The organism is Pontixanthobacter sp. CEM42, from assembly GCF_017812015.1.
Classification (GTDB): domain Bacteria; phylum Pseudomonadota; class Alphaproteobacteria; order Sphingomonadales; family Sphingomonadaceae; genus Pontixanthobacter.
In genome coordinates this window covers 473,694-489,481 of sequence record NZ_JADQTN010000002.1, presented here as the reverse complement: position 1 = coordinate 489,481, position 15,788 = coordinate 473,694, and the positions used below count along the sequence as shown (strand labels likewise).

The 15,788-nt window shown below is 56.7% G+C and carries 16 protein-coding genes; 5 read left to right on the top strand and 11 right to left on the bottom strand.

Annotation, left to right across the window (positions count from 1 at the left end; translation table 11 throughout):
- Positions 1 to 129: 129 nt before the first annotated feature.
- From kdsA to J9777_RS12360, 3 genes are all read left to right on the top strand, one after another.
- Positions 130 to 996, top strand: coding sequence for a 3-deoxy-8-phosphooctulonate synthase (gene kdsA, locus J9777_RS12370; protein ID WP_209349123.1), 867 nt, complete (start codon positions 130 to 132; stop codon positions 994 to 996).
- Between the two features lie 120 nt (positions 997 to 1,116).
- Entirely contained in the window at positions 1,117 to 2,418 is a 1,302-nt protein-coding gene (locus tag J9777_RS12365) for a sugar transferase (RefSeq protein ID WP_209349122.1), read from the top strand.
- A 31-nt stretch (positions 2,419 to 2,449) separates the two neighbouring features.
- Positions 2,450 to 3,463 carry a GDP-mannose 4,6-dehydratase gene (locus J9777_RS12360; RefSeq protein ID WP_209349121.1) on the top strand — a complete coding sequence of 338 codons (1,014 nt, stop codon included), beginning with the start codon at positions 2,450 to 2,452 and terminating at the stop codon, positions 3,461 to 3,463.
- Between the two features lie 13 nt (positions 3,464 to 3,476).
- On the opposite strand, the gene wecC is transcribed toward J9777_RS12360, so the two are convergent.
- The 10 genes from wecC to J9777_RS12310 form a co-directional block, all read right to left on the bottom strand.
- Complete coding sequence (gene wecC / locus J9777_RS12355; protein ID WP_209349120.1) at positions 3,477 to 4,778, bottom strand: UDP-N-acetyl-D-mannosamine dehydrogenase; 1,302 nt, start codon at positions 4,776 to 4,778, stop codon at positions 3,477 to 3,479.
- Positions 4,779 to 4,965: 187 nt separating this feature from the next.
- The gene (gene wecB / locus J9777_RS12350) at positions 4,966 to 6,090 is read right to left on the bottom strand and encodes a UDP-N-acetylglucosamine 2-epimerase (non-hydrolyzing) (protein ID WP_209349119.1); all 1,125 of its coding nucleotides are present in this window, start codon (positions 6,088 to 6,090) and stop codon (positions 4,966 to 4,968) included.
- Between the two features lie 58 nt (positions 6,091 to 6,148).
- Positions 6,149 to 6,733 (bottom strand): hypothetical protein, encoded by a 585-nt coding sequence (locus J9777_RS12345; protein ID WP_209349118.1) that lies wholly within the window; start codon positions 6,731 to 6,733, stop codon positions 6,149 to 6,151.
- Positions 6,734 to 6,839: 106 nt separating this feature from the next.
- The gene (locus tag J9777_RS12340) at positions 6,840 to 7,376 is read right to left on the bottom strand and encodes a demethoxyubiquinone hydroxylase family protein (RefSeq protein WP_209349117.1); all 537 of its coding nucleotides are present in this window, start codon (positions 7,374 to 7,376) and stop codon (positions 6,840 to 6,842) included.
- Complete coding sequence (locus J9777_RS12335; protein ID WP_209349116.1) at positions 7,373 to 7,846, bottom strand: disulfide bond formation protein B; 474 nt, start codon at positions 7,844 to 7,846, stop codon at positions 7,373 to 7,375. The genes J9777_RS12340 and J9777_RS12335 overlap by 4 nt, the downstream gene beginning before the upstream one ends.
- 3 nt (positions 7,847 to 7,849) lie before the next feature.
- Positions 7,850 to 9,202, bottom strand: a complete 1,353-nt coding sequence (locus J9777_RS12330) for a S41 family peptidase (RefSeq protein WP_209349115.1) — start codon at positions 9,200 to 9,202, stop codon at positions 7,850 to 7,852.
- A 156-nt stretch (positions 9,203 to 9,358) separates the two neighbouring features.
- Positions 9,359 to 10,573 (bottom strand): peptidoglycan DD-metalloendopeptidase family protein, encoded by a 1,215-nt coding sequence (locus J9777_RS12325; protein ID WP_209349114.1) that lies wholly within the window; start codon positions 10,571 to 10,573, stop codon positions 9,359 to 9,361.
- 4 nt (positions 10,574 to 10,577) lie between these two features.
- Positions 10,578 to 11,000, bottom strand: a complete 423-nt coding sequence (locus J9777_RS12320) for a 23S rRNA (pseudouridine(1915)-N(3))-methyltransferase RlmH (protein WP_209349113.1) — start codon at positions 10,998 to 11,000, stop codon at positions 10,578 to 10,580.
- A gap of 24 nt (positions 11,001 to 11,024) precedes the next feature.
- Complete coding sequence (gene rsfS / locus J9777_RS12315) at positions 11,025 to 11,393, bottom strand: ribosome silencing factor (protein ID WP_245228730.1); 369 nt, start codon at positions 11,391 to 11,393, stop codon at positions 11,025 to 11,027.
- A gap of 108 nt (positions 11,394 to 11,501) precedes the next feature.
- Complete coding sequence (locus J9777_RS12310; RefSeq protein WP_209349111.1) at positions 11,502 to 12,158, bottom strand: nicotinate-nucleotide adenylyltransferase; 657 nt, start codon at positions 12,156 to 12,158, stop codon at positions 11,502 to 11,504.
- Between the two features lie 255 nt (positions 12,159 to 12,413).
- Between J9777_RS12310 and J9777_RS12305 the strand changes: the two genes are divergently transcribed.
- Together J9777_RS12305 and J9777_RS12300 are read left to right on the top strand one after the other, a co-directional pair.
- Positions 12,414 to 13,583, top strand: coding sequence for a M23 family metallopeptidase (locus J9777_RS12305; protein WP_280842203.1), 1,170 nt, complete (start codon positions 12,414 to 12,416; stop codon positions 13,581 to 13,583).
- A 4-nt stretch (positions 13,584 to 13,587) separates the two neighbouring features.
- The gene (locus tag J9777_RS12300; RefSeq protein WP_209349110.1) at positions 13,588 to 13,983 is read left to right on the top strand and encodes a polymer-forming cytoskeletal protein; all 396 of its coding nucleotides are present in this window, start codon (positions 13,588 to 13,590) and stop codon (positions 13,981 to 13,983) included.
- 45 nt (positions 13,984 to 14,028) lie between these two features.
- On the opposite strand, the gene J9777_RS12295 is transcribed toward J9777_RS12300, so the two are convergent.
- Positions 14,029 to 15,741 carry a long-chain fatty acid--CoA ligase gene (locus J9777_RS12295; RefSeq protein ID WP_209349109.1) on the bottom strand — a complete coding sequence of 571 codons (1,713 nt, stop codon included), beginning with the start codon at positions 15,739 to 15,741 and terminating at the stop codon, positions 14,029 to 14,031.
- Positions 15,742 to 15,788: the final 47 nt, after the last annotated feature.

Sequence of the window (15,788 nt, the reverse complement as noted above, 5' to 3'; positions counted from 1 at the left end):
TTTTTCGTGCGTTTGACCTAAAGGCTGCGCCACATCGACATTCTTGGCAGTCATCCGATTGCCATCTGCATCCTGTAACGCACCTATGCGTAACGGCTGTAACCCCCGAATAATTGAAGAAAGACTGACATGAAACTCTGCGGCAAAGATATTGGCCTCGACCAACCGTTTTTCCTGATTGCTGGCCCCTGCGTGATCGAATCCGAAGATATGGCGATGCGCACATCTGAAGCGATCAAAGAGATCACTGACGATCTCGGCATCCACTTCATTTATAAGAGTTCTTTTGACAAAGCGAACCGCACGTCGGGTACCAGCTTCCGTGGTCCCGGCCTCGATGAAGGCCTAGAGATTCTTGCCAAAGTTAAGCGTGAAATCGGTGTCCCGGTTCTGACCGACGTACACGAGAAGGAGCAGGTAGCGCCTGTTTCAGAAGTCGTCGATATTATGCAGACCCCTGCATTCCTCGCCCGCCAAACGGACTTCATCACCACGGTCGCCGCTGCTGGTGTTCCAGTGAACATCAAGAAGGCGCAATTCATGGCGCCGGGCGATATGGTCAATGTGGTCGACAAAGCTGTGGCCGCATCCAAGGCCGCCGGTCACGATGGCGATAACATCATGGTTTGCGAACGCGGCGCATCTTTCGGTTACCAGAACCTGGTGTCGGACATGCGCAGCCTCGCGATTATGCGCGAAACCGGCCGTCCGGTCGTGTTCGATGCAACCCACTCGGTCCAGCTTCCCGGCGGCCAAGGCAAGAGCTCCGGCGGGCAGCGTGAATTCGTTCCCGTTCTGGCCCGCGCGGCTGTCGCAGTCGGTGTGTCCGGCCTGTTCATGGAAACACACCCCAACCCGAAAGAAGCCAAATCGGATGGTCCCAACGCGATGCCGCTTGGCCACCTTGCCGATTTGCTGCGCAGCTTGATGGCAATCGATCAGACCGTGAAAGGCACCGCATTCCTCGAGGATACGCTGGCCGATTTCGACGGTTGATGAAAACACTACGCAGGGCCGTTTCTTGTGCGGATGCGTGAAATTGCTTAGGTGGCGGGCAGCTTGCGATAGCTGGCTAACGGGGTTGATCGCCGTCACAGCGATCCGAAGGGACTTTCGATGCTGATGCAACAGGCGGAACCAAAGGTTGTACAAGACAGCCATCCGCTGACCAGACAGGGCGTACAGTTTACCTGCTATTTGCTGTTTGGTGTGGTTGCCCCCTTGCTGATCTGGTTTGCTGCGCGCGACCCCAGCCTGACATCACCGATTGTCGAAAGTACCGTCCCGGCAGTCATTATCGCCTGCGTCGCCAGTTGGTATATCCTCGCACGGCTGCGACTCTATGCGAAGGCGCGCAGGCTTTCCTACGTACTACCGGTCAATTTTCTGACCTTTGCGGTAGCGGCCTCGGTGATTTTCATTATCCGCGCACCTTATAGTGTTTCGCTGATCGGCTCGTGCTTCGTCGCGACTTTGATCACCAGTTACACTCTGACCGCATTGACCCGCTTGGGCAGCAAGCCGCAATATATTGTCGAAGGTGGGCGCGTATCTGAACTGCCTGATCGGCCCGGCCAACATCGCGTCAGCTCGCTTGCAGACGTCGAGGCGATGATCGACAATCGCACTCTACAAGGTTCGCTGGTCGGCGATCTACATTTTGATCACCAAGACGAATGGGAACGACTGTTCGCCAAAGCCGCGCTGCATGGGATTCCGGTCTATCATTACCGCCAGATTCTGGAGTTGGAGACCGGACAAGTCCGGATCGATCGACTCAGCGAAAATGTGCTTGGCTCACTGATACCCAATCTGCCCTATATGGCTCTCAAGCGCACAATTGATGTGCTGGCAGTGCTGATACTAAGCCCCGTGCTACTCATTCTGATGGCGGCCATCGGGCTGATCATCAAAATGGACTCGAAGGGTTCTGTCCTGTTCATTCAAGAACGAACGGGCTTTCGCGGCGAGATGTTCCGGATGGTCAAATTCCGCACCATGCGAACCCGTGAGGTTCAGGATGATGCCTTGGCCAAGCGCGAAGATGCGATGACGAAGAGCGATGATGACCGCATTACACGCGTCGGCCGTTTCCTGCGCAAAGTCCGGTTGGACGAATTGCCGCAGGCTTGGAACATCCTGAAGGGTGAGATGAGCTGGATCGGTCCGAGGCCCGAGGCAACCAGCCTTTCCGAATGGTACGAGAAGGAAATCCCCTTCTATTCCTACCGCCATATCGTCCGTCCGGGGCTGACCGGATGGGCGCAAGTCAATCAGGGCCACGTCACCGATCTCGGCGATGCGAACGCAAAACTCCGTTACGATTTCTACTATGTGAAAAACATCTCCCACTGGCTCGACATGCTGATCGCGTTGAAGACGATCCGCGTCGTGCTGGGAGGGTTCGGGGCGAAATAACGCTCCGCCAATTTCCAAGGGTACAGACACAATGCGCAAGGTTCTCGTCACCGGAACAGCCGGTTTCATCGGCTTCCATCTCGCTCAATTGCTCTTGAAAGAGGGCTTTGCAGTCGTCGGTTTTGACGGAATGACCGATTATTACGATGTCCGCATCAAAGAACGACGCCATCAAATGCTGCTCCAGAACGAGCATTTCAAAGCGCATGTTGGAATGCTCGAAGATTTCGATGCGCTGCGCGATTTGATGCTCAAAGAAAAGCCAGATGTAATCGTCCATTTGGCGGCTCAAGCCGGGGTTCGATACAGCTTGGAAAATCCACGCGCCTATCTCGATTCCAACATCACCGGCACATTCAACATCATGGAGTGCGCACGCGAATTGGATGTCGACCATCTGCTGATGGCCAGCACCAGCAGCGTCTATGGCGCAAATGAAGAAATGCCATTCGACGAATTGGAGCGGGTCGAAACTCCACTCACCTTCTACGCCGCGACCAAAAAAGCGAATGAGTCGATGGCCCATTCCTACGCCCATCTGTGGAAGCTACCGACGACTATGTTCCGCTTCTTTACTGTCTACGGGCCGTGGGGTCGGCCCGATATGGCGCTATTCAAATTTACCAAGGGTATTCTCGATGGCACGCCCATCGACATCTATAATCACGGCGAAATGTACCGCGATTTCACCTTCGTAACCGATCTGGTGCGCGGGATCCGGTTGCTGATTGATGCGGTGCCGGAGCGTCCTGAAAGCAAAGATGATATTGCCGAAGGCGACAGCCTATCCCCTGCCGCACCGTTCCGCGTGGTCAATATCGGCAATAGCGACAAGGTGAAGCTCACCGACTTTATCGATGCGATAGAAGAAGAATGCGGTGTGAAGGCTGAGCGCAACTACATGGAAATGCAGAAAGGCGACGTTCCCGCCACTTGGGCCAACGCCGATTTGCTTAAAACGCTTACCGGATACCAACCGCAGACCGATTTCCGCGATGGAATCCGGCGGTTCGTGGAATGGTACCGCGCTTATTACAGCGTGTAATTGGCGGGCTGTGTTAACTGGCTAAGCGAAGGCCTGGCTTGCTCGGTTTCATCTGCGCATCGGGCCAGATGCCGCGCGTGTCATAGACAATCGCATGCTGGCGTTCCTCGGCAGGCACGACTTTGAAGATATCATGGTCGACCAGAACGATCAGAATTCCGCAATTCTCCAACGCGAAGTCGATATCGACCAGTTCAGCGCCGGTTGATTCAAATTCACGGGGTAATTCAGCCGCATAGGGCTCGACGATTTTCACCCGCTCGCCAAACTGGCGGGCAATCTTCGCTGCGACAAATCGTGCGGGGCTTTCCCGAAAGTCATCGATATTGGCTTTAAATGCTAATCCCAGACACGCGACCGGCGCGCCGGGGTTCGCTTCGATCAGCTTGGTCGCTTGCTCAACCACATGGTGCATTTTCGCGTCATTCACTTCGCGGCCTGTACGGATCAGTGGTGACTGCTCGGGCGCGCCGTGGATGATAAAATAGGGGTCGACCGCAATGCAGTGCCCGCCGACACCTGGACCCGGCTGCAGAATGTTTACGCGCGGATGCCGATTGGCTAATTTGATAACCTCCCAAACATCCAGATCCATCTCGTCCGAGATCATCGAGAGTTCGTTTGCAAAAGCGATATTCACGTCACGATAGGCATTTTCGACCAGTTTGGTCATCTCCGCCGACCGAGCGTCAGTGGTTACGCAAGTTCCGCGCACGAAACGCTTGTAGAATGCCAGCGCCTTGCGGGCGCAACGCGGGGTGATGCCGCCAATAGATCGGTCATTATGGGTCAATTCCTCTAGGATTTTCCCCGGAAGAACGCGCTCGGGGCAATATGCAATCGCCACATCGGGCGTTTCATCGGTCTTGCCGGGGAGTTTGAGGTCTGGGCGCAGGCCTGAGATCAATTCGCGCATCGCCTCAGTCGTGCCGACGGGCGATGTCGATTCGAGGATGATTGTATCACCCTTCTTCAAAACGCCAGCCACTTCGGCGGCGGCGGACATGACGTAAGATGTGTCCGGCGTATGGTGACCGTCTTTTTCAAACGGTGTTGGGACAGCGATCACGAATACGTCCGCAGGGACAATCTCGGTCGACGCTTTGAGCATCCCGCGCTGGACTACACCGCGAACTAGCCCGTCAAGATCGACTTCCTCGATGTGGATTTCGCCGCGATTGATCGTCTCAACGACACTCTCGGTTACGTCGACACCAGTGACGGGGCAATTTGCCCGCGCGATAATCGCGGCCGTCGGGAGACCGATATAGCCAAGGCCGATAACACAGACTTGAGGTTTTTCTTCGCCGCGCATGATTGTCCTGCTGATAAAGTTACAGCCTGACAATTACGGGCAAAGGGTAAATATAGCGGTAACGATGGTTGTTTGTTCAGACCCTCAAGCGCCGGGCGCTGACATCCGTCAGCTTGGCTGCCTCGCATAAGCTCGGGCGGGCGCCAGAACGTTTGAGCGGCCTTGCGATTCGCTTACGCGAACCGGATCAGTTCTCAGCCAGAGCCTCAACAATGCGGCCCACCGCTTGACCATCGCCAAATGGGTTGTGGGACTGAGACATCGCTTCGTAAGCGGCCTGATCGTCAAGCAACCGATTACATTCAGCGACGATCATATCCGCGTCGGTTCCAACCAGTTTAGCTGTACCCGCTTCGACACCTTCTGGCCTCTCAGTGGTCTCACGCATCACAAGTACTGGCTTACCAAGCGCTGGCGCTTCTTCCTGCACACCGCCGCTGTCAGTCAGCATTAGCGTGCAAATATCAAGCAGGCGCGCAAAATGCGGGTAATCGAGCGGTTCAATCAGCGCGACATTATCCAACCCTTCAAGCTCCGCATTCATCACCTTGCGAACATTGGGATTCAGGTGAACCGGAAAAATCATTGCAACGTCATCGCGCGCGGCAATGCGGCGGATTGCATCGGCAATCGCCTCCATTCCGCCGCCGAAGTTTTCTCGACGATGACTGGTCACACCTATGATGCGTTTGCCGGAAAAGCGTGTCTCCAGATCGGCCAGATTAGTTGCCAGTTCGGGCTTCTGCTCGATCTGTGCCGTGATCCAGTGCAACGCATCGATGACAGTATTGCCGGTGACATGGATGCCAGCCGGATCAATTGCCTCGCGCTTCAGTGCATTTGCGGCCGTTTCGGTCGGGGCGAAATGCAACGCAGCAAAGCTGCCAACAATCTTGCGATTGACCTCTTCCGGCCATGGATGATGGATATTACCGCTGCGCAGACCGGCTTCGACATGCGCGACCGGGATCTTGCGATAATAAGCAGCCAGTGCGCCGCTCATAGCGGTCGCGGTATCGCCTTGGACCATCACCCAATCTGGTTTCTCTTTGTCGAGCACCTTGCCGATACCGGTCAAAAGGTTGGCGGTCAGTGCATCCAACGTCTGATCGGGCTGCATCAGATCAAGATCATGGTCCGGCACAATGTTAGCAATCTCAAGCACCTGATCAAGCATTCCGCGATGTTGACCTGACACGCAAACGCGCGAGTCGAACCGCTCGTCACGCTCTAGCGCGTGAACTAGCGGGAAGAATTTGATGGCTTCGGGACGTGTGCCGAAAACACTAAGGATCTTGATTGGCGTGCTCATGGGCCTCGCCTTACCCTAGGAAGGTTAATTCTGCCTATCTGCGAGTTAACTTAGTCGCTTAGCCTTCCGGGGTTGCGTTCGGATCAGGCAGAGGCTCTGCATCGGCCGCATTGCCTTCATCACCCGGAAGCGGCGCATCGCGCTCTTTCTCCAAGCGCTCAAGATATTCACGCTCAATCTGCTCAACCCGCTGTTGCTCTTCTGCGGCATCGCTATCGATTTCTGCCAAACGCTCAGCGCGAGCTTCTTCGATCAACTGCCCGAAACGAATGTTCTTGCTTTCGCCCTTTTCGCCGTAGGCAGCGTTGATCATTTCTTGTGTACAGCCGGTAACACCGCCCGCACCTGCTGGAGAGCAAGACAAAGTGCCAAACGCTCCGACAGTTTCAAAACTCTCTACGCGCTCTGCCCAGGCGACGTTCTCACCGCTGTCGCTTTCGCGCAGATTCTCAGGGATGCGGTAACGCTCGCCCTCCGCCTTGCGCGCGCACACATTGATCACGTCTTCGGTCGATTCGGGACACGCATCATCGCCATAGATAATGACCATATTGACCTTATCACCCGCTTCATCCTGCGCGGCGGCAGGCGCTGCCAACATCGTAGATGCGGCGAGTAGTGAAGCGGCGAGTAGGTTTTTCATCAGTCAGATCCCGTGACAAATAATATGAAGCGGCACTAAGCGCGCGATGCGCTGAACACTATATGAAGCGCACAAAAGGGGGAAGTGGTTCCCGTGTGAAGCTGGGTCAGACCCGTTCCGCCAGTTTGATTGCCACTCGGCAACCAAGGCGAATTGCACCAGACAAGAACGGATAGGCAGGTGCTTTTTCAGCACCGGCAGCCAAGGCCGTATCGCGATGCTCACGCTCATCTTCGCGGAATTCTTCGATCATGTCCGCCAGTTCTGGATCCGCGCCATCCTTTTCAAGCGCATCAAGCTGGTCCGAGTAGTGTTTGTCGATCTCGGTCTCGACGGCTGCTGTGCAGGCCATCGCCGCCTCTGGGCCCAACAATGCCGTGCCCGCGCCCAGCGCATAGCCAGCCGCTGACCAGAATGGGTGCAGAACTGTCGGGCGCACACCGCGACGCGCCATCAGTGCATTGAATTTCTCGTGATGGCGATCTTCTTCCGCTGCCATCGCCGTAATTTCGGCCGACATCGGATGGCGGTCACCCATTACTGCAAGCTGACCTGCATAGATGCGCGTTGCGCCGAATTCGCCTGCCTGGTCTACGCGGATCATCCGGTCGATATCGACTTTACTTTTGTTCATCTTACTCATGCGCGACCTTTGGCCAGCAATCCGAGAATTGTGCAACCCGCAGCAGTCGAAATCAGGAAATTCCACCCGGCAAGGCTAATACCGAACAGGTCCCACGGCGATTTGTCGCACCGGACCAATGGTGCGTTCATGATTGCATCGAGCGCGCTGACACCTTCGGCAGCAGTTGTGACCGCGCAATCGGTGACCCCTTCCCACCAGCCATATTCGACGCCCGCGTGAAATCCGCCAATCAGTCCGGAAGCGACAATCGCGAGTGCGGCAAGAGCAACCCAAATGCGGTGCGGCGGCACTCCAATTGAAACGAGCGCCAAGCCTAATGCCGCAAAATGCGGCCAGCGCTGCCACCAGCACATTTCGCAAGGAAACAGGCCGAACACATATTCAGAGGCATAGGCCCCGCCGAGCAACAACGCTGGGATGGCGAGCGCAAGCCGCTGCGCCAAACGACCATTGGGCGTGTCGATCATCGTTTAGTCGCGACGGGCTACGGTGCTGGTCTTAGTGCGGCGCAGAGTTTCGAGAGCATAATGCAGTTGGAAATCCTCGACGCCTTGCTCTTTCAGCTCGGCGGAAGTCAGTTGGAAACGCGGATCGTCCAGCTTGTCGGCTTCCAATGCCTTGTCTTCCAGAGCCAGCTCATTGACCAAATGTCCACGCAGATCGGATTCGCGGAGTTGGAACTTCGCGCGTTTCTCGTAATCCGGATCGGACAATTGTGGTACCTTGATGTCAGGCGTGATCCCGCCCTCCTGCACCGATTTGCCTGCTGGCGTATAATAGCGCGCAGTGGTGAGCTTCAGAGCACTATCGCGGCCCAGCGCGAGCAGTGTTTGGACACTGCCCTTACCGAAGCTTTGTTGCCCCATAATCACCGCGCGGCGGTGGTCTTGCAGCGCGCCAGCAACGATTTCGGAAGCAGAAGCAGAACCTGCGTCGATTAAAACCACAACCGGCAGATCAGATGCAATCGCGCCGCGGAATACCGATTCGGAATCGTAATAGATGGTTTCACCGCGAGCGCGCCCGCGCTGGGAGACAATCCGACCCTCTTCGAGGAACAAATCGGACAATGCGACAGCTTCGTCGAGCGAACCGCCCGGGTTCGAGCGCAAATCGAGGACCAGACCGTTCACGCGCCCAGTCGCCTCCTTGCGGATTGCCTGCCAAGCTTTGAACACGTCAGAACCGACATCGCGCGAGAATTCATTGACTGCAATTACGCCGATATTGCCATCAGCCAGCGAGTGAGTGACCGGCTCAAGCTCGATCACGCCGCGCGTAACCGTCACATCAAATGGCTCGTCACGGCCGGAGCGGAATACAGTCAGACGAATGGATGTGCCCGCAGGGCCGCGCATACGGCTCACTGCTTCATCCAGATCGCCGCCATAAATCAGTTCACCATCGAGGTGAGTAATGTAATCGCCAGCCTTGATGCCCGCCTTGTCAGCGGGGCTGCCACGGAAAGGCGAAATAATCTTGACCGCGCCGTCATCCATGATGACCGAAAGGCCGAGGCCGGAATAATTGCCATCGATCATTGTTTCGAGGCGTTGGAGGTCCGAACCGTCAAGATAGCCCGAATGCGGATCCAGCGATGCCAGCATTCCGTCAATCGCGCCGCGAATCAGTGTCTCATCGTCGACTTCCTCAACATAATTCGCCTTAATCTGCTGATAAGTTGCGAACAATTTTGCGAACTCCGGACCAACACGCCCATCGACTTGGGCGAAACCGGCGGTGGTCGCAGGAATAAGCGCGACAGCGGTCACGAGCGCTGTGGAGCGGGCGATGGAGGCAAATTTCGTGCGAGCCAGTTTCATAGAATGGGCCTTTCGATTTCTGCAGACACTATCGCGCATGTTTGCTGAATACCAGATGAGGATTGGTCGCTCCTCTCATAGCGTCCCACGCTGGGGCGAACGGGTTTCGATGAGTTACTGACGCGCACCGATGAAGTGGGCGAGACTTTGGTCAATCTACTGCAAATATTCGAGCGGATTCACCGGTGTGCCGTTGCGACGCAACTCGAATGTAACAACTGGCAGCTCCGACCCGGCGACGCCAAGTGGCGATCCGGACACCAGTTCCTGACCGACAGAAATATCTGTGCGAGCAAGACCGGTTACAAGGCTGGTCCAGCCGCCAACATGCTCAATGATCACGATACGGTCATAACCGCGGTACGGGCCTGCAAAGGCCACGCGCCCTTCCGCTGGTGCAACGATCTGCGCGCCCGTGCGAGGCGAGAGTGAAATGCCAGAATTGCGCACTCCGCCATCGCTTGCTTCACCGAAGCCGGCGATTGTGCGGCCCGATACGGGTAGGCGGAACCCAGATGCAGGGCCGGTTGAAGTTGGCGTTGGCGAAGGTGTGCCGCTGGCGAGCGATGTTTGCGGACTGCTGGGGCGCATGGTTGGCCCAGGGAGCGCCGCCAGTTCTTTGCGCAGGCTACCCGCAGCATCGAGTTGATCAACCAGCGAATCAAGGTCGCGCGCTTCTTCCGCCAAAGCCAGAGCGCGTTCGACTTCGCGATCGGCGTCGCCGCTGGCTTGGCGTGATGCCAAACGTTGCCGCGTTTCAAGAGCGGCAAGGCTACTCCGCCGCTCGTCGAGCTGTTCTTCGCTGGCTCGCAATGCGGAAAGCGCTTGCTGCGCCTCTTCCTCAAGCGCGAGGCCTTTTTCGATCTCGCCGCGAAGTGCCGCCGTCCGCTTGCGTACTTCAGGGATCGTGCTTTCAAGCATGGCGCGCAGATAGACGGTCTCGCGCAGGCTGCCCGGCTTCAGTGCGGAGAGCGCCAACGGGCGGCGGGCAAGCTTTTGCAGCGCACCGGTCAACCGCACAAGCGGACCACGCCGCGCCGCCAGCCTCCGGTTTAATGTGTTTTGCTGCTCACCGATCAACGCAATGCGCGCCTCAGCAGCAGCGATACCCGCTTCCGCTTGCTGGATGCGCGCAGCCAGTGCGGCAGCTTCAGTGGCGGTTTTCTCCGCAGCCTCGGTGGCGGCGCGGGCCTCAGCCTCTAACCGTTGGCCGCGTTCTTCGGCGTCCTTTGCTTCAGTGAGCGCGCGGTTCAGCGCTTCTCGCGTCGTCGCCGGATCATCAAACACCGCATCGCGCTGCGCATAGGCGACCGTTCCCGCAGCAACGGGCACAAGAAATGCCAGAACAAAAAATTTAGGCGCGAACCGCATAGGCCTACCCTGCACGATGATAGGGATGCCCGGCAAGGATTGTCGTGGCACGGTAGAGTTGCTCCATCAACATCGCCCGGGCAATCAAATGCGGCCAAGTGGCTTTTCCGAATGCCAACAGCACATCGGCCTGATCGCGTTCTTCGCGCGTATGCCCGTCCGCCGCGCCAATCACAAAACGTACTTCACGCATGCCATCATCACGCCACCCGCCAAGTAGCGCGGCGAAACTTTGCGAATCGAATTGCTTCCCCCGCTCATCAAGCAGGACGGTTTTGAACGGAGTTTGCGGCTCTGGGATTTTGCCGCCGGTTTCAGGCAGTTCCGTGAGTTTCACTGGCCATGTCAGGCGCTTTTCATAGCGCGCGACCAACTCAGCCTCTGGAGACCGGGCGATCTTTCCGCGCGCGATAACATGAAGCCGCATGGATCAGTGCCGCGCAGCCAGTTGTTACGCGTTACCCGATGCCACCGGAGGTGCATCGCCGAAAGCCCACATCCGTTCGAGATTGTAGAAGCTACGGACTTCGGGACGAAACAAGTGGACGACAACATCACCGCCATCGATCAGCACCCAATCCGCTGCCGGCAAGCCTTCCAAGCGAACCGGGCCATGCCCTTCCTTCTTGATCCGCTCTGCCAGCTTTTGCGCCATTGAGGCGACTTGCCGTGTCGAACGGCCAGAAGCGATCACCATGTGATCAGCGATGCTCGATTTTCCTTCAAGCGGGATCGTCACGATGTCTTGCGCCTGATCGTCGTCTAGCTGTGACAGCACGACGGCTAACGGCGAGCCAGGCTCAGCCTTGACCTCAGTCATAGCAGAATCGGCATTGGTTGGTGGCGCCTGAGTCATAGGCGTTTTGGATACCTCGGTTATCATGAATGAACTTTGTATAATTGGTCGATGGAAAGAACGAGCAGCCTATCATGCTGCTGTTATCGCTTCATTTGTTGAAACTATGCGGTGGGTCACTTGGTCACGCAGCGAATTGGCCGACAATCGGGATGCCCAGTTCGGATCGGCCTGCCGAATGGCGGTAGCCGAGCGTGAATCAGGGTCAAATCGTAATGTCACCAGTGCCGGTGCGCTCCTTATGGTCCCATGTCTAAACTGCGCTGCAGATGTCTGATAACGTCTGAGCCACGCCATTGCGGGACTGGCAACAGCATCTGCATCATAGCCGGGCCGCGCGATCACCGCAATCGGCATTGTCCGCGCGATATCCCGCCAACGCCGCCAACGGTGGAATTGCGCGAGATTATCTGAACCCATGAGCCATGTGAAATTGCGTTTGGGATAACGCTGAGTGATCTTCTTAAGTGTATCGACTGTGTAACGCGTCTGCATTTCGCGCTCGATCGCAGTGACTTTGATCGGCACGCGTTTCGCTTGCTCGATGGCGGACTGCATCCGCACGGCGAGAGGCGCCATGCCTGTTTTGGGCTTGAGCGGATTTCCCGGTGAAACCAGCCACCAGATTTCATCCAGCCCCAGTGCATCCATCGCGAACAGCGACACCCGGCGATGCCCGCCATGGGCAGGATTGAAACTGCCGCCGAGAAGCCCTGTCCGGATTGTCATGCAGACCGTCTAGCAGCGGCTGCGAGTTCTGTCAGGCAGCCAAATTACACTCCGCGAATCGAACAGCTGGTACGTGCCAGCCAACGATTCGCGCACCGATTCTGTCCAATAATGGGAACGCTCAAACGTTTCATCCCGGGATTCTGTCGATTCGGCTCCGAATGCACTTACGCAAGGGTAAACCGATTCGACCCTAAGCGCTTGGCATGCTAGCTGCGCTGTTCAATAACAAGAATCGGGTCGTGGGGACTTTCATTGGATAAGAACACAACAGCAGACGGTTGGCGTAGCCGTTTGGCTGACTGGTTCCCGGATCGCGAATTTTTCATGCGGTCCCAAGGCCAAGTTCGCTTCATCAAAGTATCGTCCAAAGTTCAGAAAGTCGCAGCGCTTGCAGTGCTGGCGGCTTTGCTCGCTTGGGGTATATCCATGGCGGTTATGGCATGGGCCCAATATCAGGCACAGGCTGAACGCTCATCTCTGTTAGAACGTGAAGCGCGCGTAGCTACGACGCAAGAACGCATCGATGCCTATTCAGGCGACATCGATAAGGTTGCGGCTGATCTTGCTGCACGACAGGATTTTGTGGAAGCGGCAGCAGCAGCGCTGCCCGAGGATGTTACTACCAAGTCCGAAAATGACACAGTCACCGATTCGACCAGCGAAGCGACTGAAACTGTTTCCAAGATCAGCGCATTGATCCCGGAAGCAGCAGCGCTTGCCGAACTTGAAGCACGCCAACTGGCCTTTGTTGAACGGCTGACACGTTTCGCTGATCGCCGTGCAGCGCGAGCTGCCAGTGCTATCCGGCAGCTCGGCCTCGATCCGCGCGCCATCGAACAGTACGCTGGTCAAGAAGCGATGGGTGGTCCCCTCAATACCCTATCGACCAGTGCAAACGGCGAAATTGATCCGCGATTTGAGCGGCTCGGCCTCAGCATGGCCCGGATGGCGGCGTTGGAGCGCGGCCTTCAAGGTATTCCACAAGTAGCCCCTGCTAATCCGGAGTCCATTTCGTCCGGCTTTGGCTATCGACGTGATCCATTCACCCGGCGCGGCGCGATGCATTCCGGGCTCGACTTCAAAGGCCCTCGCGGCGCGCCGATCTATTCCGCTGCGCAGGGCACCGTGTCATATGTCGGCTGGAAATCCGGCTACGGCAAAACCGTCGAGGTCAGCCACGGCAATGGATTGATGACCCGCTACGCTCACATGTCCAAATTCGCAGCCACTGTGGGGCAGGATGTCGCCGCCGGTGATGTCATTGGCGCGATTGGCAACACCGGCCGTTCAACCGGCCCGCACTTGCATTTCGAAGTGCGCATTAACGGCCGGCCTGTAAATCCTCGCCCCTTCTTGGAGAAAGCCCCCCATGTTCTCAAAAAAGCCCGAGCAGCAGACGCCTCGCGTCAGTCAGGCCAGTAAGCCAATGTCCAGCAAGAACTCGACCTTTTCGGTAATCGGTTCGGACGTGACCATCAAAGGCGATGTGTCGGCGTCAACCGAACTGCACGTAGATGGCGCAATAGAAGGTGACATCACCTGCGCCTCACTGGTTCAAGGCGAGTCAAGCGTCATCGACGGCGCGATCAAAGCCGAATCTGCGCGGATGGCCGGCACATTGACCGGTTCGATTACCGCTCGCGAATTGGTGATTCTAAAATCAGCCAGAATCCGTGGCGATGTGCAATATGATGCGCTGACGATTGAGCAAGGCGCTCAGGTCGAAGGCCGTTTTGCGCCGCAGGGATCGCAAAGTAGTAGTCCTGCCAAAAGCAAGTCTGCCGGTAGCGAAGAAGAGCCTAAGCTGATCGTCGCCAACTAAGCGGCTGCCGGCACTCCTGCCCGTTTGGGCAGCGTCACATCCAGACTATTTCTGAACTTCGGCGCGCAACGCCTTTCGGTCGAGCTTGCCGATCATCGTTTTGGGTAATTCGTACCGAATAACGACTTTCGACACGCGCTCATGCTTGCCGACACGATCGTTGAGCCATGCAGCCAGATCTTCACCGCTTGTATCGACCCCATCGTTGAGCGTGATGTATGCGTGCGGAGTTTCGCCAAGATAATCATCCGGCATACCGATCACGAGGGCTTCCTTCACCGCTTCATGCTCGACCAACACTTCTTCAACTTGGCTCGGAAAGACTTTGAAGCCGCCGACAGCGATCATGTCCTTGCTGCGATCAACGATCTGGATGAAGCCTTCATCATCCATGACTGCGATGTCGCCGGTCCGCAGCCACGGCTCGCCGTCGATGATGACAAAGGCGGTCGCTGCAGCTTCGGGCCGGTTCCAATAGCCTTGCATGATCTGCGGTCCACGAATGACCAACTCACCCGGCTCGCCCGGTTTGGCGGGTTGTGACGCATCTTCTTTATCGACGAAACGAACCTTTGTGCCCGGGACGACTTGTCCGATGGTGCCCGATTTGCGCACCCCATCGTAGGGATTGACCGATACAACGCCTGAACTTTCAGTCAGGCCGTAACCTTCAACAACTCGAACGCCCGTTGCGGTTTCAAAGTTCTCTCGCGTCGGTGCGGAGATAGGCGCACCGCCAGAGATACAGACCTTGAGCGAGGACATATCTGTCTTCGCGAGTTTAGGGTTATCAAGCAGTGCCTGAAACATTGTTGGCACGCCAGGAAATCCGGTCGCGCCATACTTGGCTATTGTATCCAGCACCTGCGCAACTTCAAATCGAGGGACCATCGCAATCGACGCCCCGGTTACAATCGCGTGATTGAGTAGCGCCGTGTTTGCGAACACATGGAACATCGGCAATGCGCCCATGAACACTTCGTCCTGCGCATTATCGAACGGGTTAATCGATGCGACTTGCTGCGCGTTGATCGACAAATTGGCGTGACTGAGCATCGCTCCCTTTGGCGCGCCGGTAGTGCCTCCGGTATATTGGAGCAGTGCCAGTGCGTCGGTTGCGACATCGGGCAAATCAGGGTGCTTTTCGTCCAAGCACAGTGTCCAATTCGCGCCGGGCAGCAGCTGGTCCCAAGCAAGGATTGTGTCCGAATAGGCAATCTTGGCAATCTTGCTGCGCGCGAAAATCCTCATCGCCAGGCCTTTTAGTCCAGGCAGCATTGTCGCCAGTTCGCCGACCACTAGCGTTTCGAGTTCCGAGCACTCGAGAACCTTGGCCGCAGTATCGAACAATTCCGGCACATCGACAGTCACCAGCATCTTGGTGCCAGAATCAGCAACCTGCTGTGCCAGTTCCTCAACTGTGTAGAGCGGCGAGAAGTTTACCACCACAGCGCCAGCCATCATCGCGCCGTAATAGACCGAGATATAGAGCGGGACATTGGGCAGAAACAGACCGATCCGGTCACCCGGTGCAACGCCACGCTCTTTTAGTGCAATCGCAAAGCGCTGTGCATCGCTGAACAGCTCTGTGTAGGAAAAGCTACGCCCCATAAAATGTGCAAGCGGCGCATTAGGGAAGCGGCGCGTGGTGGCCGCGAACATATCGGGCAGCGCCATTGGTTCAAACGCGGTGTCCCACGGCGATGCGTGGTGATAGGCGATTTCGGCGAACGGATTGCTTGCGCTACTGACACTCATGTAAGTGGGAATGGCAGCGCCCTGCGGTCAGGGCAAGGCCATTCCGG